General features: G+C 41.9%; 22 protein-coding genes and 1 pseudogene. 9 read left to right on the top strand and 14 right to left on the bottom strand.

What is annotated here, in order from left to right; genetic code table 11:
- The first annotated feature begins 83 nt into the window (after positions 1-83).
- Together L1267_RS15365 and L1267_RS15360 are read left to right on the top strand one after the other, a co-directional pair.
- On the top strand, positions 84-671 hold the full coding sequence (locus L1267_RS15365; protein WP_135926119.1) for an outer membrane beta-barrel protein: 588 nt from the start codon (positions 84-86) through the stop codon (positions 669-671).
- A gap of 10 nt (positions 672-681) precedes the next feature.
- A complete protein-coding gene (locus L1267_RS15360; RefSeq protein WP_054560998.1) occupies positions 682-1,011 on the top strand; it encodes a 5-carboxymethyl-2-hydroxymuconate Delta-isomerase in 330 nt (109 codons plus the stop codon).
- Here the strand turns inward: L1267_RS15360 and L1267_RS15355 are convergent, their stop codons facing one another.
- A complete protein-coding gene (locus L1267_RS15355) occupies positions 1,012-3,141 on the bottom strand; it encodes a winged helix-turn-helix domain-containing protein (protein WP_235383329.1) in 2,130 nt (709 codons plus the stop codon).
- Between the two features lie 330 nt (positions 3,142-3,471).
- On the opposite strand from L1267_RS15355, the gene L1267_RS15350 reads away from it, so the two are divergent.
- The gene (locus tag L1267_RS15350; protein WP_235383328.1) at positions 3,472-6,492 is read left to right on the top strand and encodes a TonB-dependent receptor domain-containing protein; all 3,021 of its coding nucleotides are present in this window, start codon (positions 3,472-3,474) and stop codon (positions 6,490-6,492) included.
- 60 nt (positions 6,493-6,552) lie between these two features.
- Here the strand turns inward: L1267_RS15350 and zapE are convergent, their stop codons facing one another.
- A complete protein-coding gene (gene zapE, locus L1267_RS15345; RefSeq protein ID WP_235383327.1) occupies positions 6,553-7,665 on the bottom strand; it encodes a cell division protein ZapE in 1,113 nt (370 codons plus the stop codon).
- Positions 7,666-7,723: 58 nt separating this feature from the next.
- Between zapE and rsuA the strand changes: the two genes are divergently transcribed.
- Complete coding sequence (gene rsuA, locus L1267_RS15340) at positions 7,724-8,422, top strand: 16S rRNA pseudouridine(516) synthase RsuA (RefSeq protein ID WP_235383326.1); 699 nt, start codon at positions 7,724-7,726, stop codon at positions 8,420-8,422.
- A gap of 154 nt (positions 8,423-8,576) precedes the next feature.
- On the top strand, positions 8,577-10,151 hold the full coding sequence (locus tag L1267_RS15335; protein WP_235383337.1) for a methyl-accepting chemotaxis protein: 1,575 nt from the start codon (positions 8,577-8,579) through the stop codon (positions 10,149-10,151).
- A gap of 155 nt (positions 10,152-10,306) precedes the next feature.
- Here the strand turns inward: L1267_RS15335 and L1267_RS15330 are convergent, their stop codons facing one another.
- Together L1267_RS15330 and folA are read right to left on the bottom strand one after the other, a co-directional pair.
- The gene (locus L1267_RS15330) at positions 10,307-10,684 is read right to left on the bottom strand and encodes a DUF3718 domain-containing protein (RefSeq protein WP_135926124.1); all 378 of its coding nucleotides are present in this window, start codon (positions 10,682-10,684) and stop codon (positions 10,307-10,309) included.
- 79 nt (positions 10,685-10,763) lie between these two features.
- Positions 10,764-11,243, bottom strand: a complete 480-nt coding sequence (gene folA / locus L1267_RS15325) for a type 3 dihydrofolate reductase (protein WP_135926317.1) — start codon at positions 11,241-11,243, stop codon at positions 10,764-10,766.
- A gap of 419 nt (positions 11,244-11,662) precedes the next feature.
- Between folA and L1267_RS15320 the strand changes: the two genes are divergently transcribed.
- Positions 11,663-12,172, top strand: coding sequence for a hypothetical protein (locus tag L1267_RS15320; protein WP_235383325.1), 510 nt, complete (start codon positions 11,663-11,665; stop codon positions 12,170-12,172).
- Between the two features lie 258 nt (positions 12,173-12,430).
- Here L1267_RS15320 and L1267_RS15315 read toward each other — a convergent pair whose 3' ends face one another.
- Positions 12,431-13,072 (bottom strand): AbiV family abortive infection protein, encoded by a 642-nt coding sequence (locus L1267_RS15315; RefSeq protein ID WP_235383324.1) that lies wholly within the window; start codon positions 13,070-13,072, stop codon positions 12,431-12,433.
- A gap of 117 nt (positions 13,073-13,189) precedes the next feature.
- On the opposite strand from L1267_RS15315, the gene L1267_RS15310 reads away from it, so the two are divergent.
- Entirely contained in the window at positions 13,190-14,197 is a 1,008-nt protein-coding gene (locus L1267_RS15310; RefSeq protein WP_235383323.1) for a DNA-processing protein DprA, read from the top strand.
- Between the two features lie 10 nt (positions 14,198-14,207).
- Positions 14,208-15,455, top strand: a complete 1,248-nt coding sequence (locus L1267_RS15305) for a hypothetical protein (RefSeq protein WP_235383322.1) — start codon at positions 14,208-14,210, stop codon at positions 15,453-15,455.
- Positions 15,456-15,614: 159 nt separating this feature from the next.
- On the opposite strand, the gene L1267_RS15300 is transcribed toward L1267_RS15305, so the two are convergent.
- The 7 genes from L1267_RS15300 to L1267_RS15270 form a co-directional block, all read right to left on the bottom strand.
- A complete protein-coding gene (locus tag L1267_RS15300; RefSeq protein ID WP_235383321.1) occupies positions 15,615-16,319 on the bottom strand; it encodes a hypothetical protein in 705 nt (234 codons plus the stop codon).
- 322 nt (positions 16,320-16,641) lie between these two features.
- Positions 16,642-17,241, bottom strand: a complete 600-nt coding sequence (locus tag L1267_RS15295; RefSeq protein WP_235383320.1) for a methyltransferase family protein — start codon at positions 17,239-17,241, stop codon at positions 16,642-16,644.
- Between the two features lie 125 nt (positions 17,242-17,366).
- The gene (locus L1267_RS15290; protein WP_053911484.1) at positions 17,367-20,477 is read right to left on the bottom strand and encodes an efflux RND transporter permease subunit; all 3,111 of its coding nucleotides are present in this window, start codon (positions 20,475-20,477) and stop codon (positions 17,367-17,369) included.
- A gap of 60 nt (positions 20,478-20,537) precedes the next feature.
- Positions 20,538-21,473, bottom strand: coding sequence for an efflux RND transporter periplasmic adaptor subunit (locus L1267_RS15285; RefSeq protein WP_235383319.1), 936 nt, complete (start codon positions 21,471-21,473; stop codon positions 20,538-20,540).
- A gap of 14 nt (positions 21,474-21,487) precedes the next feature.
- Entirely contained in the window at positions 21,488-22,807 is a 1,320-nt protein-coding gene (locus L1267_RS15280; protein ID WP_235383318.1) for a TolC family protein, read from the bottom strand.
- Between the two features lie 72 nt (positions 22,808-22,879).
- Positions 22,880-23,296, bottom strand: a complete 417-nt coding sequence (locus L1267_RS15275) for a hypothetical protein (protein ID WP_015065927.1) — start codon at positions 23,294-23,296, stop codon at positions 22,880-22,882.
- Positions 23,262-23,879: a cation transporter gene (locus tag L1267_RS15270; RefSeq protein WP_053911487.1), complete on the bottom strand. Its 618-nt coding sequence runs from the start codon at positions 23,877-23,879 to the stop codon at positions 23,262-23,264. Before L1267_RS15270 ends, L1267_RS15275 begins: the two co-directional genes overlap by 35 nt.
- A gap of 79 nt (positions 23,880-23,958) precedes the next feature.
- On the opposite strand from L1267_RS15270, the gene cadR reads away from it, so the two are divergent.
- On the top strand, positions 23,959-24,348 hold the full coding sequence (gene cadR / locus L1267_RS15265) for a Cd(II)/Pb(II)-responsive transcriptional regulator (RefSeq protein ID WP_024606396.1): 390 nt from the start codon (positions 23,959-23,961) through the stop codon (positions 24,346-24,348).
- A 171-nt stretch (positions 24,349-24,519) separates the two neighbouring features.
- On the opposite strand, the gene L1267_RS15260 is transcribed toward cadR, so the two are convergent.
- A complete protein-coding gene (locus L1267_RS15260; protein ID WP_235383317.1) occupies positions 24,520-24,849 on the bottom strand; it encodes a tyrosine-type recombinase/integrase in 330 nt (109 codons plus the stop codon).
- Positions 24,850-24,964 (bottom strand): annotated as a pseudogene (locus tag L1267_RS15255) (IS630 family transposase); the annotation flags it as partial.

Raw genomic sequence — 24,964 nt, 5'->3', positions numbered from 1 at the left:
AGCGATAGTTGTCCGTTTACAACGATTTGCTTGCTATGTTTCAATACTATCTCAAAATATCTTCAACAACGAGCACCTAAACAATGAAAAAATCGCTTGGTTTACTGTGTTTCATGTTCTTAAGTAGTACAGCTCAAGCTGGCTACTCAATTAGCGCCGGTTTCGGCAAAAACTTTACTAACTCGGTGCAAACCGAAGAAAATCTAAAGATTGAGCTTGAGGATGACAGCCATTTTACTGTCAGCTTCGATAGAACCATTGATAATGCTCGCTATGGCTTCTTCTATTCGGCAACCGAGCTTGATATGAAAGACCAAACCAACAAGCAAGTCGAGATGCAATACCTGCTATTTCAAAGTGCCATAGAAGTGCCACTGGCTAATCGTGTGGTTAGCTTTGTTGGCGCCCAAATTGGCGCAAACCACGTAAGCACTGACTTTGCCGACTCAGATACGTATTTTACCTCGGGCCTTTATGCAGGCGTCGATTATTTATTTACTGAACAAGCACGGGTTTATGTTGAAACTCGCTGGCTGGCAACTATTGTAAATAATGCAAGTAACGTATCGTGCACTTTACCAACATCAGAAGACAATCAATGTCTATGGCACTTTGATGGTGATGTGTTAAACCAATTTCAGACAAACATCGGTTTTAGTTACCGCTTTTAAGGAAGACCCCATGCCGCACATTGTTATAGAACACTCAGAAGATTTGCCAATTCTGCCACAAGTGTTAGTTGAAAAAGTTCACCAAGCCGTTTTTGACTCTGGCTTATTTGAGCTTTCGACCATAAAGACTCGTGCAATTGCTTATCAGCATTACGAATTAGGTGAAGGCAAAGATGGCTTTATTCACATCGGCGCATCAATTATGGCAGGCAGAACCATAGAGCAAAAGCAAATGCTCAGTGAGCAATTACTAAGTTGCTTAAGAACATACTGTCGCCGCTCCTATAGCCTAAGCGTTAATATTTACGATATGGATGCTGATATCTACCGTAAGTGTTAATTACTTTGGTAAATAGGCTGCGGGTAAGCGCTTGATTTCTATCTCAGGCGATAAATACGCAGTGTAAACCAGCCAACGCTCATTGGGTATGTAGGTCAGGCCCGATGAGCGACTATAAGCACGCTCTGGTAAAGCAATTAAATCATGATGCTGCTTACTTGCTAAGTCATAGTAGCTAATACGGTAATCACCTAAGCGTTCTTTGTAGTAATAAATACGTCCCTCATGATAAGCATTCTTTGCCACTAGCAACCAGGCATAACTGCGCGCTAATTTAATATCATTCACCAGCATTTCTTCTACACCCGTATCATGATGTTTAATCCAAATAGCATGGCGCGAGTTAGTAAATAAAATATCACCTGTTTGTGTTTCAACACCATACTGCGCTGGCACTTCAACTGCTTTACCGAAGCTTTTTGCTGTTAAGTCATAACGGTAAAGATAGTCTCCATCAGAGACTAAAATATGCTGGCTATCAGCACTAAACTTGGGTTTAACAGCATGACTAAATGGCAGTTTGATTTGTTGGCTTTGCTCTACTTTGAAATCATAAAAATATAAGCGGGTACTGCCATTGTCATACAATGAAAACAAAATATAGCGTCCATCGGCTGACCAAGTTGGGTCACGAATTTCCCCGGTGTTATGTGCAAAGTCAGTAAGCTGCTTTCGCGAGCTGCTATCGGGGTTAACAATCCAAAGCTGTGAACTGCCCGATTCATTCGACACATACAGCAGTTTGTTTTGCTGCTGATTATATTCTGGGAATAGCGAGCTAAAATTGGTCGATAACATAGAAAACGGTGAACTGGCCACTTGCTCGTCTATTTTCAGACGCGTGATCACCTTATCTAAATCCCACTGATGATAATAAACACTGCCATCGCTACTGTAGTTAGGTGAGCTCATGCCAGCGATTTGCGTGTTGATTAGGGTTTGATTATCAATATCGTAGAAGTAGCCATAACGTTTGCCACCCTCAACTGCACTAAACGCCAATTGCGCTTTAGATGGATGCCAATCTACACCATGAATATCAACAAAATCATGAGTTAGGCGTTGGCTTTGCCCTGTTTTTACATCAATTAAAAACAGCGCTTTTTGGTTGTTTTTAACATTACGCGTAACCACAACTCGCTGTGCATCTGGTGAAAACGACACAGACTCATACACAGTTTCGCAGTCATCATTACAAGGAATAAATGTTTCACTTGTTTGTTTTGCCTGTAAATCGAGCAGTTTGATACGAGTGACATAGTCACCTGATTGCGTGGTGTGATCAGCAATATAGACTAAGGTTTTACCATCACTACTAATATCGAGATCAGTCGGATATTTATTACTACACTCCCCTAATACGACACTGGTGGCATTAATCAAAGACAACTTAACAATTTCACAGACATCAGACCCCATGCGGTAATAGTACAAAGTATTTGCATCTGGGCTGAACACAGAGCGCCCTTCTGTATAAGGAGAGTCAGTTAGTTGCTTGGCTGGATGCTCAGGAAAATGTAAATCGCGTAAATATAAGTTATTTGGTTTACCAAGCTGTCGCCATGAATACACCAAATAGTGCTGATCATTAGAAATTGAAGGGTAAATCTCGCGACCTGGGCTTGCAGTAACACTTTCGATGCTATTAAGCGGTAACACAAAGCTTGACTTTATTTGTTCCGAAGGCGAAGAGAACAGCCAATACATTACCACAAGACTAATTACACACATTGCCACAAACAGCTGACGAATTTGCGCAGTAGTGATGCTAATACCCACTGACTTTTCTTTATCAGCTGTATCTATTGGCTCAGGCTTTAACAAAACACGATAGCCCGTTTTACGTAGTGTCTCTATGTAAGTTTGTTCTGGGTCGAGTTCTTTAAATGCTTTTCGTAGATGCCAAATAGCGTTTGTTAAGGCTTTTTCACCAACATAAAAGTTACCATCCCACACATGATTAATAAGCTCTTCGCGTGTGATGGGCTCAGGATACCGTGCGACTAAACACCCTAATAGTTCAACAAACTTAGGCTGTAGTATCTGTTCAGTACCATTACAGTTAAGTTTGTTTTCGAGTGGGTTAATAACACAAGAACCCAGCCGATACGCGCGATTAGATGTTTCCATTAACTCTAAATAAAACCCCATTTTAGAAGTACAGCAGTATAAAGCCCTATCAATTTATCTTAAAAGCGTTTCTTTCACCAGCTTTAACGTTGCAAAACAGTTAACAATGACCATTTCTTAAGCCGCTGATTTTAAATGAATAGATATTCAGTAGATATAAAATAGAGACATAAACGAGCCACCTAAGATTGTAGTTAAGTTCACATTTCTATAAATATTTTTACGTCAATACCGACCAGCCAGAGTGTTGCTCACTGTAAATTTTAACTGCCCTTAAAAAGAGCATCACTCTGGTTCTAAAAATTAAAAATAAAACAACTAGGAACACCTGTGAGAAATCTACTAACCAAACCCTGTGCTATTGCACTTGCTGTTGCCAGTGGTTTTAGCCAACATGCATTTGCCAATGAAGCTGAGATTGCCCGCACCGCCAACACCACCCCAACAGCTAATGAACAAACTGAAGAGCCTGAAAAAATTGTTGTAACGGGTTCGCGTATTAAGCGTGATAGCTTTTCAATTCCTACACCGCTGGTCACAATGGACCGTGAAGCCATTGCCGATACCGGTTTAACCAATTTATCAGATATTCTTGTTGATAACATGCCTGCTCTAAGTGAGAGCATAGGTAACACCACCAGCCAATCAAGTGTTTCAGCAACGGGGTTATCTACTGTCCAACTACGAGATTTAGGTGCTAACCGCACTCTAACACTGATTGATGGCCGTCGTGTTGTATCAAATAGCTACAGCGGCAACTATGTTAGTTTAAATACCATTCCAAGCGGCATGGTAGAGCGCGTGGAGATAATCAGTGGCGGTGCATCGGCAACCTATGGTGCTGATGCCGTAGCAGGTGTGGTGAATATTATCACCCAATCAAAAAAAGAAGGCTTTGATTTTAAAGCGAACACAGGTGAAACCACTGATGGCGGCGGTAAAGAATTTACCCTTGATTTAAACTACGGTACCTCGTTTGCTAATGAGCGTGGCTACGCTTATTTCAGTGCCAACTGGGACCGTGATTTTGGTATGACTTTTTACGATCGTAAACGCGCACAAATTGAAGATAGTTACGATTACGATCCAGATCGCATGTGTAATGTAATGCAAACAGCAGATGGCGATCAATGTATGCGTGACATCACACAAGCTGACTGGGTTAGCAAAAGTGATGGTATTCCGGGCGGTGTATTTTTAGAAAACAGCCGCAACGACACGCAGTTTTGGTATGACGGTCAAACTCTACGTGATGACTGGAAAGGCAATGAAGAAATTTACGGTATTAACTCAAATCAATACGTAATGCTTGATGTTCCAAGCGATAACGTGTCTGCGGCAGTTAAAATTGATTATGACTTAACTGACGATGTGATGTTTTACGCACAAGTTCAATACAGCGAAAGTGGCTCGTTTAACAATAAGTCGCCTGAAGATGAATACGAAGGTGCGTATGTACCACGTTACGACCCAGCGACTGGCGAGCCCCTTGCAGATGTGGCACCGGGTTATATTCCAATCGACAACCCATATGTGCCGCAAGAAATCCTCGATGCCAACCCATATAAAGATCGCATTTATTGGGATCGCCGCTTCAGCGAAGTCGGTAATATCAGCACAGATAATACCCGTAAAACGATTCGTAGCTGGGCAGGTCTTCAAGGCACGTTATTTAACGATGAGTGGGACTGGGATCTATCTGCAAGTTATGGTCGTTTTACCCAGCACCAAATTCGCAGCAATGAATTAAATACCGTAAAACTTAATCAAGCTTTGCAAGCTGAACAGTTAGCGGATGGCACCATTCAATGTATTGATGAAGCAGCTCGCGCTGAAGGCTGTGTACCAATTAACTTATTTGGTGAAGGCTCTATCACCGAAGAGATGGCGGCTTGGATCCGCACTAACCCAATTATTGATACCGAAATAAAGCAATACGGTGTGGTTGGCTACATAACAGGTGATTTATTTGAATTACCAGCAGGCTCAGTATCCGCAGTATTTGGTGGTGAATACCGTAAAGACAGCCAAGACCTATCAACCAGCGACGACATGAAAGCTGGCGGTATTACCTTTAACTATGTACCAAATTTTTATGGTGAAGTTGAAGTCTATGAAGCCTTTGCTGAGCTTGCGATCCCGCTGTTAAAAGATGCTCCTTTAGCAAAAAGCTTAAGCGCAGAAACCTCACTACGTTTGGCAAACTACAGCATGGAAAACGTCAATACTGTTGCCAGCTACAAGCTAGGTGTATTTTGGGAGCCAATCGAAGGCTATGCATTTAGAGCAAACTACGCCCGTGCTCAACGTGCGCCAACGATCACCGAGCTTATGTCACCACCACGTGGCGATTACGACAGCTATGACGATATTTGTGACGGTTTAACGGCAACATCGACTAAACCAGGTCACGATAACTGCCGTAAGGAGCCTACATTAGCTGCACAACTTGCGGCTGATCCTAACTTTGAGTTTAGCGATGAGAACAACAGCTATTCACCGGGTACTGGTAACGAAAACCTAAAAGAAGAAACCGCTGATACCTATACCTTTGGGGTTACAGTGGCTCCAACCTTTTTAGAAAACTTTAATCTTGCCGTTGATTACTATGATATCGCCATTGTTGATGCGATTTCGCAGATCAGTAATGAAAACATCATGCGTGAGTGCTACAACTCAGAAGCAGCATGGGGCGAAGACAACGTATTTTGTAATGACATTACCCGTAACAGCGAAGGTAATATTATTAAAATCTTGCAACGTCAATATAACCTCGATGAGCTAACAGCGCGCGGTTATGACGTGGTTGCACAGTACAAATTAGACTTAGATAACCTGGGTCAGTTGTCGTTTAAACTAGATTACAACCATGTAATCGAAAACTCGCAAACTTATGAAGGCCTTGATGGCAGCTTGGTAACCAGTCACTACGCAGGTTATGGCAGCAGCAAAGATAAAGCATCAATGTCAGTTACATGGCGTAACGATAACTTACGTATTCGCTGGCGCACAAATTACTTAGGCTCGTTTAAAGCAAGCCAGAGTCTTGAAGAAGACTATCAAGAGTATATTGCCGAAAACGATGCCCGCTGTGAGGCTGGTGAAGATACCTGTATCAGTAACCCAGAAAAACTTGCTTACCAAGATTATGGCTCGTTCTTAAAGCACAGCCTTTCAGCGTCTTACACCATGTCACTTGGTGAACAGAGCCAACTGCGCGTATTCGGTGGTGTAAATAACGTGTTTGATAATAAAGGTGACTTTTATCCATATGGCCGTGGTAACTACTATAGCGCATACGGCGGTGGTGCTGGTCGCTACGTGTATGTAGGTGCTCAATATAGCTTTTAACCGTTTCATATGAAGATCCCCAGCTAGGCTGACAACAAAGGCGCATTTAAAATGCGCCTTTTATCTTTTCCAGCTTTGCATCTCAACTAGTCGAGACTCGGTACGTGCATACTCAAATGCCAGCTTTTGTCCTTGATATAAATCGCTTATACCGACCTCGGCCGAGATCACCAGTAATCGGTTGCGATCATAAAACTCATCAACCAAAGCAATAAAGCGCCGTGCTTCATCATCTAAAAAGTGTTCTTGTAAATCCTGTTTTTCTCGCTGATAACTATCTTCAATGCCATGCACAATTTGTTTGCCCGTTGCTCCGCGCCCCATTACCGGCACATTGAGTAAATAAACACGCTGAAAACACTCTGCCAAGTAAATGTAATCCGCAGTGCTTCTGGGCCCTGAGCAAAGTGTCATAAAATCAAACATAATGGCGTCTTGAGCTTGCATTACACAGCTAAGCTTGCGATGGCAAACCTCTATCGTTGTTTGCCTCTGTATTGCTTGCTCTTGTTTTAAAAAGCGCTCTGTTAGCGCCTCTTTATTATCAATAAAGTAATGTTCGGTTTGTTTACCAAAGCGAAAGCGATGATCTGTATGGCCTTCAACACTCAGAATATGGCAATGATCATTTAATAAATCGATAGTGGGTAAAAAGCGAGCTCGCTGTAAACCATTACGATACAACTGTTCCGGTTGGCAGTTTGACGTTGCCACTAACACGACTTGCTGCGCAAACAAGGCTTTAAATAAGCCTCCTAAGATCATGGCATCGCCAATATCAGACACAAAAAACTCATCAAAACAAATCAAGCGAATGTGCTCTGCCCATTCTTTAGCAATCACATTTAGCGGATTTTTTTGCCCTTGCAACTCACTTAAACGCTCATGCACTTGCTTCATAAAATGGTGAAAATGCAAACGGATTTTACCCTCAATGCTAACTCGTTGATAAAATATATCCATTAGCATTGATTTACCGCGACCAACAGGGCCATACAAATACACACCTTTAATCGGCTTTGCTCTTTGCCACCAATGACTTGGCGTAGTTAGCAATTGTGATAACTGATCCAGTGCGGTTATAGCTGCTCTTTGAGCGACATCCTCAGTTAAGTTGCCATTCGCTATCTCTGTTTGGTAGTGCTGTAATATTTGTCCTTGCTGTACTGTCATAGGTAACTAGTATCCGCTATACTCGCCGCCATTGTAGCTGACTAAAAATGTGATCCCAATGAAATTTCCATGCCGTTTAGATAAATTTATTAGCCATATTGCTGAGTTACCGCGCAGTAAGACCAGAGCTGGTATTAAACGCAAATACGCCACAGTTAATGGTGAGGTGATTACCTCATTCGATTTGTCTGTAACACAAGATGATGATATTCGCTGGCAAGGTGAGCCACTAGTATTTTTAGGTAAACGCTACTACATGCTACATAAGCCTGCAGGTTATGTATGCGCTAATAAAGATGACCTTCACCCTACTGTATTTGATTTAATCGATGAGCCAAACATGAGCGACTTTCATGTTGCAGGTCGATTAGATATCGATACCACAGGTTTAGTGCTGATCACTAATGACGGTGACTGGTCGCATAAAATTACCGCACCAAAGCATAACAAATTCAAAACGTATTTAGTTGAAACTCAAGAACCTATTGAAGACGAGGCAATTGCAGCGTTAGAGCAAGGGGTGCAATTGCACAACGAGAAAGAGCTAACTCGCCCTGCTATTGTTGAAAAACTTGCAAGCTACAGCTTACGCCTTTCAATTTGCGAAGGTAAATACCATCAAGTTAAGCGAATGCTTGCTGCTGTAGGTAATAAAGTTGTTGAATTACATCGTGAAAAAATAGCTGACATCACCCTCGACGAAAGCCTTGCAAGCGGTGAATATCGTGCCCTTACAGAAGCCGAACTGAAGCTCTAAATAGGTACTTGAGCAAAAGTCATGATAACGCTGTCATTTTTACTTAATAAAATAATACAAACGTGGTAGAAGTAATATGGGGAAATAATAAAGGAGGCTGACTGTGTTATCAGGATTAGCTTTAAAAACAAAAATCACCTTATTTGCTATCGCTATGTTTATTGCGTTATCTGCGATAGCGTTACTTGGCTTACAATCTTTACGCCATTCCAGCGAAAGCGACAACATCGCGCGTATCAACCAGCTCATGAAGAGCACCACCAATATTGTTGAGCAATTTGAGTTGATGGTTAAAAGCAATCAACTCGAAGATGCACAAGCAAAGAAGCTTGCTATTCAGGTACTTCGAGAAAATAAATACCACGACTCAGAATATGTGTATGTCGTCGACAACAACTTAGATTTTGTCGCCACTCCGCACGACCCAGAACTACACGGTACCAGCTTTAACGATTTTAAAGATGCCAGCGGCAACAGCATCGGCCGTATGGTCGAAAATCTCGTGGGTAACACGACCAATAAAATCATCACCTATCACTGGGATTCAGTGCGAGATGGAGAAACCGTTGATTTAACCTCTGTAGTACAAAAAACACCGCTGTTTGGTTGGTATGTTGGTACAGGCATTAGCGCCAAAGAAGTTGATGAACGTTATTGGAATACTGCAAAGTGGTTGCTCGGCTTATCTATGCTTATTGCCATTGCGCTGACTTTTGCCATTGCTCGCTTTGGCTCATCACTCACCAATGCCTTAGGCGGCGAAATTGACGAAGTAATTGGTATTGTTAAAAACGTTTCTCGCGGCAACTTAAACTCACATATTCGCCAAGATGCCCCACCTGAAAGCATTATTGCTGCTATGCATTACATGCAGCAAGGCTTACGTGGCGTTGTGGACGGTATAAAAGGCGTTACAGATAGCCTAAAGAACCAAAGTGTTGATAACGAATCACGCTCTGTTGAGCTCGATAAACTTACTCGTAGCCTCAACGAAGAAACTCAAATGGTTGCTTCTGCTATCACTGAGTTAACAGCTTCGGCGCAAACAGTTGTTGAACATGCAGAACAAGCGGCTTACTCAGTGCAAGAGGCGGAGCAACAAGGTCAAAGTGCCAGCCACTTAACCAGCGAGGCTGCTGACACTATCGCGCTTTTAGAGCAACAAATTGACAGCGCTGGTAATAATATTCAAGTGCTTGATGATGAAGTAAATAACATCGCAAATGTGCTCAGCGTTATTCAAGGTATTGCTGAGCAAACTAACTTACTTGCGCTTAATGCGGCAATAGAAGCTGCGCGCGCCGGCGAACAAGGGCGAGGCTTTGCTGTGGTTGCCGACGAAGTTCGCGGACTTGCTCAGCGCACACAAACCAGTACTGAAGAAATCCGCAATATGATTGGCAAGTTACAAGCAGCAACTCAGGATGCCAAGTCTGCTGTCTCGCTAAGTATTTCAACCAGTGAACAAACCGTGCAAAAATCCACAAAAGCCAATGATGAGTTAAAGCGTGTTGCCAGCTCACTAAGTGCCATAGCACAAATGAGCGACCAAATCGCAATTGCCGCTAAAGAACAGCTCGATGCAGGCGAAGACACTGCCAAACGTATCGTTATTATCTCTGATACAGCATCACAAACGGCAGATGTTTCTAATCAAGCTCACACAGCAACTGATCTAATTAAAGGTCTAACAACTGATTTAGAAAAGGAAACTGATAAGTTTAGTTAACGATTAAAAACACGAATGTTGACTAAAGCCTAGCCTATCGCTGGGCTTACTCTTTTTATTGTCTCAGCATGATTAAGCATTATTACGTATTGGCATAATACAAATAAAAAAACCGCACTCTGTGCGGTTTTTTCAAAATCTGTTTACTTTTAGTATTAAAGACCTGCGCGGTCCTTAATAACAGCAATTAGTGGTGAACCACCATGGCCATTTGCTTCAGCCCATGCGATGTCAGCACCATCTTCTAAAGAGCTTTTTGATAAGTTCTTAACAATGTACTCACCAGTATCAGCAGCACCGCTCTCGATAGCATGACGAAGCATATTATTACCATTACATTTTACAGCGTCAAAAATGTTACGAATTTTAACACGTGAGCTCTTAAGCTTATCACGTAAACGGTTTTTATCATCTGCCGCGATATATTCACAGATAGATACAGCTAATTGGTCATCAGCTTTCGCTGGTGCGGTATACGCAACCGAAGCCGAAACAACTGCCGCCACGAGTAATAAGTTAGATAACTTCATCATATTTTGCCCTTATGCAATACTTTCTTCGTAGAAATATCGGACATTATTATACCAACCAATTAGTTTTACCGCAATAATGTTACGAATTTTTATACAGGGTTACAAAGGTATACGAATAAGGGTTTTTGTTATCAGGCTGATGCTGTTCTTGCTCAGCAACCGTCCAATTAGCAACACTTTCGTAATCTGGAAACTGAGTGTCACCCTCAACTTCAAGATCGATGAACGTTAAATATAATCGCTCAGCCTGCGGTAAAAACTGTTCGTAGATATTTCCGCCACCAATAATCATGACTTCTTCAACATCAGCGACTAATGCCAACGCTGCCTCAGGCGAAGTGACTACCTCAATGCCTTGTGCACTATAATCTGCATTACGAGTAATAATAATGTTTTGACGGCCAGGTAATGGACGACCAATTGATTCAAACGTTTTACGCCCCATGATCACCGGCTTTGCCATGGTTACTTTTTTAAAGTGTTGCAGATCGGCAGGTAAATGCCATGGCATTTGGTTGTCTTGACCTATTACTCGGTTATTTGCCATAGCAGCAATCATTGAAATTTTCACACTAAACCTTAATACTTTTTTCTTATTAATAAAAAAGGAGCGCATGGCTCCTTTTCAGTTTCAAATTTTATCGTTGGTAGATAACTTCTACATCGTAGTCATCCTCATCCACCGTTACACTTTTTTTTATTGTGAAACATGAGACGCAACTTAAAAACTCAAGCTTTCAGCTATCTTAGCAAAATATCACTTATTTTTTAAAAAGTTGAGAATTAGATATGAAAATAACAGCAAAATTCTCAACTAGCCACACAATTTTAACTTTCTTTACTTTGAAACTGTACTACACTAAATAATGAAGTTGCTACTTCATTTTATTGATACTAATGAGCCTAAAATACCCTTCGCGGGTATGCGATCAATAGTATCAATGCTTGATCTAGGCTCTCCCATTGGAGGTACTTAAAATGCCTAGAAAAAACACCCGCAAACATATGTTAAAAGGTCAAAGACCCAAAGTAATTCTTATTAAAAAGCGTTGTACAATTAGGGTACCAGACCAAATTTTCGACCTACTAGAGGAGTGTAGAATACACCTTGCAATTAAAGTTAGTCGTAATTACTGGATATTAAGTTCTGTAATCCAGTTCCACAAAAACCATATTTTGTTTCCTAAAGAGCTTCATCACCTTTTGAACAAGTCCAACTCAATTATTGAAGAAGAAATTAATGAAAACTTTGCCAACTTACTCCGAAGTTCTAAAATTGGCTTAGTTGGTAAAAAATCTATTGGTATACGTTTTAATGCATACAGCTATGGACTGTTTGAGTTACAAGACCTATTAGATAGAGCGACTTCCCAAATTACTGCTAAAAATGAAGAAGTGCTGTTCAAGAGACTTACAACACTTATTATAAATCTATCTATCATGGATAAAATAATGAGGGAGTATAAGTCAGGAGAGTTCTGGTGGTAAAAAGCTCAACAAGGCTGTTCAATGTTAACCTTACAATACTGGTTGCTACAAAAAAGAAAGTAGCTATCCATAACCTTGATATTTGTTACAGTAACAAATATCAAGTCTCCTTCATGGAAAACTGTACCAATACCACAATCTTTAGTTTTTTATAAATACAGACACAAAGGCTATAGCTCCAGCAAAACTTATATACTTGGCCTTAAACCCAGCTTAATTAAACGTTCTAAAACTATAAGTTGTGATATTGAGCGAAGCTTATTCCACTGTTTTTGTCTCGTTTAAACTTTTTATTAGCTGTTCTTCAACTGCCATATAGATCCGATCTGTAGTATCACATATTCCGCATGCTTCACTTGTCATCCCCCAAAACTCATCACTAAACATTTCTATAGCTATTAACAAATGCTCAGCAGCAAGTTTTAAATCAAATTCTTTTGATGGAATGTGTAGCCCTTTATTACAACGAGAAAAATACAAGGATTCTTCACGAAAATTCGAATACTCACCTGACTGATATTTTCTAAAAATCTCGGTAACACGTTCCTTACCTATACTTTTCTCAAGCCTCTCACCTGTGAGGTAGATACCATCAAGTGCAATTTTATGCTTTTTCCCGTGCTGAAATAATGGATCTTTGCTTCGTTTCACTCGCTTTTTTTCACCTCCCCATGTACGCATATGCCCAGATTTAACTTTTGCGATTTCTTCATATACAGTGATACTTATAAAAACAGAAAGAGCATAGCTTTTAGCAATAAATAAGGCCTGCGAAGCATTAATGAGATCTTTAACATGGGTGATGACTGAGTTGTATTCATCGCGATCCATTAGACCAATATAGTCATCGGAAATCACTTCCGCTGCATCAGCGGCATATTGGTAACTCTTTTTTTGCATGAAATTTCCTTAAATTTTAATCTTTCAATTATGTCTATCACACTAAACCTATTACGTTTTTCATGTCCTATGGTATGCTGATGACATACTAAAAAATTATTTGAAGCTAAATATACCATGACCGAAGAGCAAGAATACTGGAGAGCCGAAACTGTAGCGTTTTATGCGCTTCAGTCGCTTCATGGTGTTGGCTTTAGAACGCTATACAAGATAGCACTACAAAGAATAAAGTTCAGGGAGCTAATTAAGACTGAAGATCCCAAGCTCTTTAGTAAAACGCTGCGCGTAACGTTACCAGAATCAAGCTTTGACTCTCAAGAACAGTGGGAAAACTTTAAGAAGAGTCTCTGGGCAAAAGGCACATCAATAGCCCGTACATACGCTCAGCAGCAAATAAGAGTAGTATTTCACGATCATGAAGCATTCCCTAATAACTTGAAAAGCATAGAAGAACCTCCAATGTGGTTATTCGTTCAAGGCAACCTAAGCAACCTTTACGCAAAGTCTGTCGCGATTATAGGGAGCAGAAAATCATCAGAAGATGGTCACTGGTTAACTAAGCTAATCGTTGCTGGTATGGCGAACAAGGACTTAGTTTCTGTTAGTGGATTAGCTGATGGTATCGACCAACGAGCACACATTGAATCAATACGCTTCGGCGTACCAACAGTAGCCATACTAGGAACAGGTATTGATAGTAACTACCCTAAAGGTTCTGAACACGTCCGAGAGCAAATCATAGCCTCTGGTGGAACAATCGTAACTGAATACTTAATAGGCCAGAGCTACAGTGCGCATAACTTTGTTCAAAGAAACCGTATCCAAGCAGGACTCGCTACATGTGTGATTCCTGTAGAGTGGAAGATAAAAAGCGGCACGGCACATACAGTAAATTTCGCTAAAGCTTTCGATCGTTTTTTGGTTATGCCCTACCTCCCAGATTCAGACTCTGGAAGTAACGAACTAAAAGCGATTACCTCGTATAAAAAGGGCAAAATTTTTCAAGTTCCTGATCAAGGCATCGAACTAATTAACTTTATTACAAACCCAATTATTGAAGAGTCAAAGAAGACACCGTCTGTAGACTTAGGTGATGGTGAAGGACAGATTTCATTCGACTTATAAGGACGCCATAATGGCAGCAAAACGATTAAAAGGCGTGATACTTAGCGTCGAAGACACAATTATGAACATGGGTCAAATCGACCAAGCTGTGTTCCGTGAAGTCGAAAAACTAATGGCTTTCTTCAAGCTACGAGGTATCACTCCTATTCTGCTCGCCAATCGAAAAAGGTTTACAACAAACAAAGAGACTGGTGACAAGAGAGATCTTTATGACGCACTCGATAATCACTTTGAAGAACTAAAAATTTTCACTCGCCAGCGTGACGGGAATGTACCGCCAAAACCACAAGCGGCAGCGACTCAGTATGTTCTAGACCAAATGGGCTGGGAATCAAATGAAGTCGTTTACATTGGTAGCAATGATGATGACATGCGAACCGCTGTAAACGGAAATATACTCTTCTTACGAGCAACTTGGTATAGCAATAACACAGAGTATGGATTTGAGTTTAGTCAACCAAAGGAAGTCGCTCGATTCATTGATACCTTATGCTTACGTGAGCACTTTTGGAGTCACCAAATCATTGACGGTGATTTCGAATACTATGCGCTTGCTCCTTTCAGTACTTACAAAGAAGCATTTCGTAAATATTCAGAGAATGCTCGTGCCGCCGCAAAAGTTGGGCAAGGCAATGTTGATTTCTGGCTAGGTGCTTTAGTAACAAGTATGTACTTTACTGGTATTCAGAAGCGTATCAACTTTGTCGCAGCATACCCTGGTCACCAAGCTGGCACAGATAACGAGAAAATGAAGCATGACTTACTGACATTCGCTAAATGCTTCCGTAAAAATTACCTTCATGATTTGATTGAGAGGCATACTACAGCATTAAAATCTCAAACAGCCCGCAACCAAGGTGTGGCATTAGACCACCACAACCAACTAAATACAATTAAATTGAACCGACTTCCAACAAGGAACTACACAACCACATACGCAAATCCTCCCTTAGGTAGAGGCAAAACGGTACTCTTAGTAGACGATATTTGTACTAAAGGGTGGTCATTGGACGCTGCGCGTAAATACATAGAGAAAACCCGAGCTAAGACGATAATGGTCACATGGCTTAAAACTATTAACACAAACTACTGCCCGATTGGTGATCTAGGTGATTTCAATCCTTATCAAGCGAATCGATTTTCTAACGTGCAAATGACACAAGAGTACAGTTACCATCAACACTTAGTGGATCAAAACGCCTCAGAAGAACTTGGGGAGCAGTTAGAGCAATACTTAAACTGGGATTGGCCTCAATAACTACTCGAACAGAATGAAAGTCAATGTCTCACAATTGATTCCAGATAAATTAACTAGCTAGTTTGGACTTCACCTGACAGGCCGCCATAAGCGAAAAGCGGATCTTCGCTCTAGCTCATTTCTGGACAAAAACGTTTTAGAGTATTTATTTGGTAATTCCTAATCAGCCGACGTGTCAGCGGTCGGCTGCATTTTCTTGTAAGCTTTATAGTGCAATACTCTAGTGTTTACACCTAAATATTCATAAGCCGCAGCAGCCTTCATTACCAAATCTTCGTCTCTACACAGAAAAAAATGACAAAATGAAGCAACACCTGCATGCGTCATATCACTAAAGGATGCCCGAAATCTTCTATCTTTTTTCATTTTTGAATCACGATAGTAACCGAGAAAATTTAACTGGTGATAGACTGCGTTGACTTTCTCTTGAATAGTTCTTTCTCTATCCGAATCTGCTTCAAAGCTACGAGGTTTCACTCCAAAAAATGTTTCTATACCAATTCCTGAGAATTCTTCAATGCCTGATAAAATCTGCCATATTTTTTCCACCACGTTTGGCGGTTTTACATTTTTTAATATAACTGGCCCAATTCCCGTTTTGGCCTCGAACTCTGAAACTGGGGATTCGCCTCCTTCATCAAGTTCCTCTGCTACTCTCGAAGATTGACTGCTCATCAACGCAGGCAAATCTGCAATAAGCTTTTTGATACTTTCTATATGTATGGTTTCATCTAGCGCAATTTCGTCAATTCCCTCTAAAGCTTCCATCATGTACTTTTGTAAATCAACAGAACCTTGCTGAAAGATTTTTCCAAAAGACTTATCTGATTGTCCCCCGTAAAATTTCATGAGCATCTCAGACATGCCAAAATCGCCACTACAGCTTTCCGATTGATTTGCTAAAAAGCGCTTATAGGTATCACTTGCTAGATGTAGTGGCTCGCGAACATAATCCCTCTGACTTGATTACATCGTACATTTTGGACTCACATTAAGTGAGAATATGACCGGTGCCTGACTCACTTTAATTGACAATGAACTCACGCTAATCGAGAACGGGCTTGCAAACATAATCAGTCGGCTCACTTTATTTAAGAATAACGACAGTTCATAAAAATGGACGTTAAAAGATACCGTTCGTTAGTTTATGCATATAAAGCAGCCTGCGCCATTACTTATTTAAGCGTCAAAACTTAAAGCGTGAAAGCTTAGATATGTATCGGTTAGTGTCAGACTTATATTTTAGAAAATCATCGCCATGCACTTTCTTCAAATAAGGCTCTTCAATTTGTCGAACAATCACTTCAATGCAAATCCAACATACAAAAGCACATGCCCAAAGCAGCAAATGTGGGAACGTTATACACACCCCTGCCCAAAATAGAAAAATACCAAAGTAAATGGGGTTGCGAGACTTTGCGTAAATCCCGTGGGTAATAAGTGCAGTCGTTTCTTGCTGGTCAACGCCAATACGCCATGAATCTCCCATTTGAATTTGAGACAACAAAGTTACAGCAATTCCGCAGGCGCCAATCAAGGAGCCGAGAAGCTGAAATGGAATTGAAGGAACAAATAGTAGGGGCGCACGTCCTAAGTAACCAAAAAGAACTAGACCAAATGCAAAGCAAAACGTAACCACGAATATAGCCCCTGGTACAATTTCTATTAATGGTGCGTTTATAGATGCTGCTCTTATACCAAAATCACCATTTCTCTTATATTGAACAAAGCTTCTACCGAGGACGGCTAGCGCCAAAAAACTACTAATTAAAATAAGCGAAACCATATCTATCCTTATCGTACATGACGTTAAGAATATGATTGTAAAGTCTATACTTAATAAAGAGTCAATAGGTACCTAAAAATCGTTCAGGTAAAACTTGGGCATTTACGAATAAATGCCCAAGAACACTACTGATCCCCTTTACTATGCACGAGTCGATAGAGTACAGGCAGCACTACCAGTGTTAGCAAGGTTGACGATATTATCCCGCCGATGACCACCGTGGCCAAAGGCCGTTGCACCTCTGCACCTATGCCCGTATTGAGCGCCATGGGCACAAATCCAAGGCTTGCCACTAGTGCTGTCATTAATACCGGACGCAAACGAATAAGTGCCCCTTCAACAATGCTATTCACTAATTCTCCGGTTTCTAGCAAACGTTGCTTGATGAAGGACAGCATTACCAATCCGTTTAATACGGCAATCCCAGACAACGCGATAAATCCTACCGACGCGGATATGGATAAAGGCATATCCCTTAACCAAAGAGACATTACACCGCCTGTTAATGCCAAAGGGATACCTGTGAAGATAATCAACGCATCGCGTATAGAACCAAACGCAATTACCAGCATTGTCAAAATCACAAACAACGTAACCGGTACCACAATCGTCAATCGTTGACTCGCACTTTCGAGCTGCTCAAAGGTTCCACCATAGTCGAGCCAATAACCAGCAGGTAAATCTACTTCATCATTAATTCTCGCCTGAGCTTCTTCAACAAAAGTGCCAATATCTCTGTCACGCACATTTGCTGTGACAACAATACTACGTTTGCCATTCTCCCGGCTTATTTGGCTAGGTACTTCTTTAAATGCAAGTGTGGCTAATTCGCTTATTGGTACATGCTCACCAGAGGGCGTGACTATGGGAATGGTCTCAAGCTGAGTGAGTTCATTTCGAATGTCGTCGGCATATCGCACGACAATTTCAAAGCGTCTGTCGCCTTCAAAAATCATTCCAGCGGTTTTTCCACCTGTCGCAGCATTGAGCCATAACTGCAAGTCGGCTATATCCAAACCAAAGCGTGCCAATTGATTAGGCTTTGGTGTGACGGTGAAGATTGGAATGCCTTCTACCTGCTCAAGCCTCGCGTCATCAGCCCCTTCAATCGTTGAAATAACGGACAAAATGTCAGAAGCAGATGCAAAGAGGGTATCTAAGTCATCCCCAAATAGTTTTATGCCCAAATCTGCCCTTACCCCACTGATCAATTCATTAAACCGCATTTGAATAGGTTGGGTAAATTCATAATTATTGCCGGGCAAGGTAAACAAGTCCTCTTCAAACGTTTCGACTAGCTCGGCTTTAGTCATTGATGGATCGGGCCATTGTTCCCTAGGCTTCAAAATAACAAACGTATCAGTAATGTTGGGCGGCATAGGATCGGTAGCGACCTCACCCGTACCCGTGCGACCGAATACCGTCTGAACTTGCTCATACTGCATAAGTTTCGCTTCAAGAGTTTTTTGCATTTCAACTGCTTGTTCTACCCCAGTCCCAGGGATGCGTATCGCTTGTACTAAGATATCACCTTCATTGAGCTGGGGAATAAACTCGGAGCCTAATTTACTGCCCATCCATAAACTGCCGACAACCAAAGCACTCGCACCTACTACTACTAGCCATCTAAAACGCAGCGCGCCCATTAAAATAGAACGATACACTGCCTTTGCACCTTTAATAATTGGGCTTTCTTTTTCGCTAATTTTACCTCTCATGAAAATTGCTATCGCCGCAGGCACTACGGTAAAACAAAATACCATTGCGGCAAGCAAAGCCATTATCACGGTCGCTGCCATGGGGTGGAACATTTTACCTTCGACGCCAGTGAGCGTGAACAAGGGGATATAAACAATGGTAATGATCAATACACCAAACAAACTGGGGCGTATGACTTCATTAGTGGCTTCATATACAACATTCAGCCTTTCTTTGAGCGGTAGAGTAGCGCCGTTTTGTTTCTGGGATTCGGATAATCGTCTGATACAGTTTTCAACAATGATAACTGCGCCATCGACAATCAAGCCAAAATCCAGTGCGCCTAAACTCATCAAGTTAGCAGACACATCTGTTTTGACCATGCCCGATATCGTGGCAAGCATTGCCAAGGGTATTACAGCGGCGGTAATAAGTGCAGCTCGCACATTCCCAAGCAAAACGAATAGCACAACGATGACAAGTAAAGCGCCCTCGACGAGGTTTTTCTGCACTGTGTCGATGGTTTTGTCAACGAGGCTTGTCCTATCGTAAACCGCTTCAAGGATTACGCCCTCGGGTAAGCTTGTTTTAATGGTTTCGAGCTTACTGTCCACAGCTTTGGCGACCGTACGAGAGTTTTCTCCCACTAACATCATTGTCGTGCCAATCACTGTTTCTTGGCCATTTAACGTGCCGGCTCCAGAGCGCAGCTCTTTACCGAGGTTGATTTGGGCGATGTCTTGAATTTTTACCGGTACGCCATCAATGATCTTAACAACCACTTGGCCGATATCGTCGATGCCCTTAAGTTGGGCTTCCGATCTGATCAGTACTTGTTGCCCATTTTGTTCTACAAAACCAGCGCCTTGATTCGCATTGTTGCGTTCTAGCGCACTGAGAAGGTCACCTGTACTTATCCCAAAGTTTATCATTGCGACTGGATTAGGATTCACATGATATTGCTTTTCAAATCCGCCTATCGCATAAACCTCGGTCACCCCCTCAACAAGCGACAATTGGGGCTTAATTACCCAATCATGGATCTCCCTTAATGCCATAGCATCATAGGGTTGACCGTTGTCCTGTCGCGCCTGAGGCTCAGCACTTAACGAGTACATGTAAATTTCACCCAAGCCTGTGGAGATAGGGCCCATTTCAGGGGTTAACCCTGTTGGCAATTGCGCCGCGATGGCGGTGAGACGCTCGTTGACGAGATTTCGTGCGAAATATAAATCAGTGCCCTCTTTAAACACGACTGTGACTTGCGACAAACCATAGCGTGATATCGAGCGGGTATACGATAAATTAGGCAAACCGGCCAGCGAGGTTTCAACTATAAACGTTATGCGTTGTTCAGTCTCCAAAGGCGAGTAACCTGGGGTTGCGGTATTTATCTGCACTTGCACGTTGGTGATATCAGGCACAGCATCAATCGGCAATTGTTTGTAACTGTACATACCAAAAAAGGCGACAAACAAGGCGAACAACATCATGACACCACGTCGCTCAATGGATAGACGGAGTATTGGTGCTATCATGTTCTCACCTCACCGTTTTTATGGACTTGGCTTTGCTTTTGACAATAAATGCGCAGGTAATTAGTCATCATCGCCCGCCTCCATTTTTAATAAATCAGCTTTTAGTAAATAGCTATTTTCTACAACGACTTGCTGGCCTATTTGAACGCCCTTCACAATCTCTACTAAACGGTTGTCCGTGTTCCCAAGCTTTACTTGGCGGGGGTAAAATCGCTCCCCTTCTTTGACAAAAACAATGGTTTGCCCATCTAACTCTTGTATTGAACTTTTGGGGAGAGCCAGATTGACTTCTTGGAACCCAATCTGAATATAACCCTCTACCATAGCGCCTAAAGGCCAATAACCACTGCCATTATCAACGTTCACAAACGCGATAGAATAAGGTTTGTCATCAGGTGAGGACGTAATGTGGCTTATACTTGATTGTTGCTGCAATTCCTCAAGCCTTAAAGTGACTTCCATATCAGCGGCAATACGAGTACGTTGTTTGGGGAAAATAGCCAATTGAGCAATTGCGCGAGAGTAATTAGCAACAGAAAGCAGTACTTGACCGTTGGTGAGCTCACCATCATTGGCGTGTCTAGCTATGATTTTTCCAGACATCGGTGAGGTGATTGAGTATTGATTTAAACTCTCGTTTGACTCAATGATTGCCAGTGTGTCACCTTTTTCTACTTTATCTCCAATATTCACCATGATACGTTTTACAACACCGTCGAAGCGGGCACGAATATGACTCAGTGACGCAGGATCATGAACTATCCGCCCAAAGGTTCTGGTTGTGAGCGATAATGTTCCTGATGCGGCCGATGCAGTCACGATATCGTGTTCAAGCATCCGTTCTTGAGATAACACTACGTACTCGGGTCTTTCTTCGGCTTCCTCATCGTCATCATCAGCCAGGGCGACAGAAGCAAACAGTAAAGTAGCTAGCATGACTAACATGCCAAGCAAGTCACGTGCGCTAGTAACTAATGTAAATTGTGATTTATTCATTATTTTTTCTCTATTCATTGTGATGATTGAGCAGACGTCGAGGGAGAGTCAGAAAACACGGGAATTCCCGTAAGTGCCTCTAGATCTGCGCTTCGAAGGTGGACTAAGCCTGCGGCTTTTATCAGTGTTCGTTGCATATCTATGAGTTGCTGTTGCGTTGTCACCCACTCTATGTAGTTGTAGCGACCACTTTCATAGCCATCCCGCGCCAATTTCAATGCAGATTCCAATGTTGGGACGACATTGTCTTGAAGGGTAGTAACAGTGAGCAAGGCTTGGTCTTTTGCGCTAATGACTTGATTTAATTGGCGAGTGAGTTCACGAATTTTCGCTTGTTTTTGATAGTCTATACTGTCAAGCAATGCGCGCTGTTGTTCGTATTCACCTAGATTCCGCTGCTTGGTATTTAACGGCACCGAAATACTGGCGACTAACGCTGTGTCATCAATTCCCTGCATTCTTCGGATACCGGCTTCCCACGCAATGTCGAACTGCTGACTGGCCTGAACCACTCTCAATCTGGCCTCTTGTACCCGATAGTTATCAGCATAAAGCAGAACGTGTGGATTGCTTTGAAGCTGTGAAAGCATATGTTCAAGTGATAGTGAATTTGGAAACGATAACAGTGTCCCTTCAACTTCCGCAAACGCAGCGTTAGTGTCACCCCACATGATGGCCAGGTCGCGTTTATACTCATTGAGTTTTTGTTCACTTATCAATAACGACAAACGCGCCTGCGACAACGCTGACTCTGCACGTTTTTTCTCAAGTGGTGAAGAAGCCCCCGCTTCAACCCGTGTAGAGACTGTCTGAAGCATTGTGCGAGCCAGCATTTCAGCTCGTTGCTCAGTCTTGTGCAACGCTTGTTGGACAATGACATTGATATATCGTCGAGTTGTTTCACCCAAGATGTCCAGCGTACGAATGCGCCGTTGTGTAAGCAGTTGTGCTTTTTTTGAACTCACCACATTCATTCGGCCGCTGACTTTATCTCCAAGCTCGATGACCGACGATAAGGTCAGTGTCAATTCGGCATCTTTGATACCAGACACTTCGCCTGTTCCCAACACATTTTCAACTTCAACCCCAACAGACATTTCAGGTCGTAAGCTGGCCATTTTTGATTCACCATCCAAAGCCGAAGATTTAAATTCGAACACAACTAAATCTGGGTTGTTTGATAATGTGCGTTTGAGCGCATTTTCAAGCGTGATTGAAGACTTTTGCGCATTGGCAGATTGAACAGATATGCTCATGGTTACCAGTGCAGCAGATATCAATTTCAGATACGCTGAGCTAGCTTTTTTTATGCCCAATGGGCGTGAAGAACTCATAAAAGAACCTTTTGTTCATAAGATAACGACATACATGGAAAGCACCCATGCAAACATATAGGAGGGAATGGATTAATGTTGAGGTGGGCGCAAAAGGCCTTCGACTAGGCCGTCAGTGACGTTGCGGGAATAACTGTATTGATTGGTATATAACGGTTTAGATACGTCATTTATTGGGTGTTGTGCCAGAAACTTAATCTGTCCACATTGACACAGCACACAATGGAAACACTTAGACTCTTCACTCGACGTATTATCACCAGCATTTACATTTTTTTCGGGAACATCATAAGTGCCTATCGACTTTGATTGTTCAGGGACTGACGATACCTCCGCAGGGTAGTCATCGCATTGAGCGGCGAACGAAAAGCCCGATTGACACATGAGCAAAGTAATAAGTAGCCATGCCAACCTACGCAGTTTTGATGTGCAATTAAAAATTGGCATTTTCTTATCAACTTTGCGCATTAAGCGCTCGCTGTCTTTCATTTCCAGCATCTTCGAGGATCATTTTTGCCCCGCGCAACACAACGCACGAAACTATCACACCGATAACCAGATCAGGCCATCGAGAATCGAGCCAAAACACCAAAACGCCAGCAGAGATAACACCTAAGTTGGCAATCACATCGTTGGCTGAAAATATCCAGCTTGCCCGCATATGCACTTCTTCATTTCTTTGTTTGCGTATGATCACAAGACAAATGACATTAGCAACCAGTGCAACTGCCCCCATAGCCATCATTTGTCCCGATACAGGTTCGCTACCGTAAATTGACCGTCTTACAATATCAATGATAATCAACACACCCAGTGCCATCTGAAAAAAGCCGCTAATTCTAGCCGCATTGGCTTTGTGCAATAGCGATTTACCAATAGCATAAAGGGCAACACCATAGACAACTGCGTCGGCGAGCATATCAAGTGAATCGGCTATTAATGCGGTTGAATCAGCAAGCAACCCGATCCCCATTTCTATAACAAACATTGTCGCGTTTATTCCCAAAAGCCAATACAAAACCTGTCGTTGAGACTGGTCTTTTATTTCAACTTCGCACCCACATCCGCTCATTAGAAACACACTCTTTACTGATGAATAATATGAGTATAAAGTCTATACTTGGTATAGAGTCAACGGTTAGGAGAAAAAAATGAAAATTGGTGATGTCGCAAAGACGACAGGTTGTAGTATTCAGACCATTCGTTTTTATGAAAAGAAGGGGCTCTTGCCTGAGCTTAAGCGCTCAAGTGGAAATTATCGTGTCTACGACAAGGGGACTATTGAACAACTCCTGTTTATCAAACAGTGTCGTTCATTAGATATGTCTATCATGGAAGTAAAAACGCTAATGGACAGTCGTTCGAGGCCAGATCAGAGCTGTTCAAATATCAATACGTTAATAGCTAAGCATTTATCAGACGTCATTATTCGCATTGAAGAGCTAAACGTATTAAAGTCATCACTCGAAAATATGGCGTCATCGTGTGACCAAGACAAAACCATTAGGGACTGTGGTATTTTAAATTATTTACACACTTAAAATTGTAAGAAGAACACAATTTCACTGTGCGCGCTCACCTTAACTTGTATCTATCGGCTAACATTCGTCATTTGTGTAGATTTATAAGGCAAAAATCAATAGCCTGAACTTTTGATACTGAGTCAGCCATGCATATTCATTTGTGGCCCTACAAAGCGATTTACATCGGAATCAGTCCTGATAATGATGTTCATGCACATCATGCTGTCCAAATTTGCAATCAAGTCCTAATTGCTCAGCCCAGCTCCTGATGATAGACCTGTAATATGAATAGCTTATTGGTTGATTGGAGCGACGTATACTCCGAAACAAATAATCACTGGGTTGCAATTTAACTTCTTGAATCCAATGGATAATACTTTGTTGTGTTCTCGGAGTTATCTCAAATTGAACTTCGATCCCAGTTTTCTTCTGCGTTAATTGAACCCTTTCAAATACTTGATCGAGAGTAGTGACGTCTCGAACTTTTAAAGAGAGTAAGTCACATGATCTTATACCCATTCAACTTGAAGATGCAGGTTTGAGTAGCTGAAAATTATCCGTAATTCTGGATACCAGCGAACCTGCAACTTTTGGTAGGGTCACATCGAAAAATTCTTTGATTGCGGAGATAAAT

It is taken from the genome of Pseudoalteromonas sp. OFAV1, assembly GCF_021532595.1.
Lineage (GTDB): Bacteria > Pseudomonadota > Gammaproteobacteria > Enterobacterales > Alteromonadaceae > Pseudoalteromonas > Pseudoalteromonas lipolytica_C.
The sequence above is the reverse complement of the archived record's forward strand: the minus strand, read 5'-3'. Positions and strand labels throughout refer to the sequence as shown.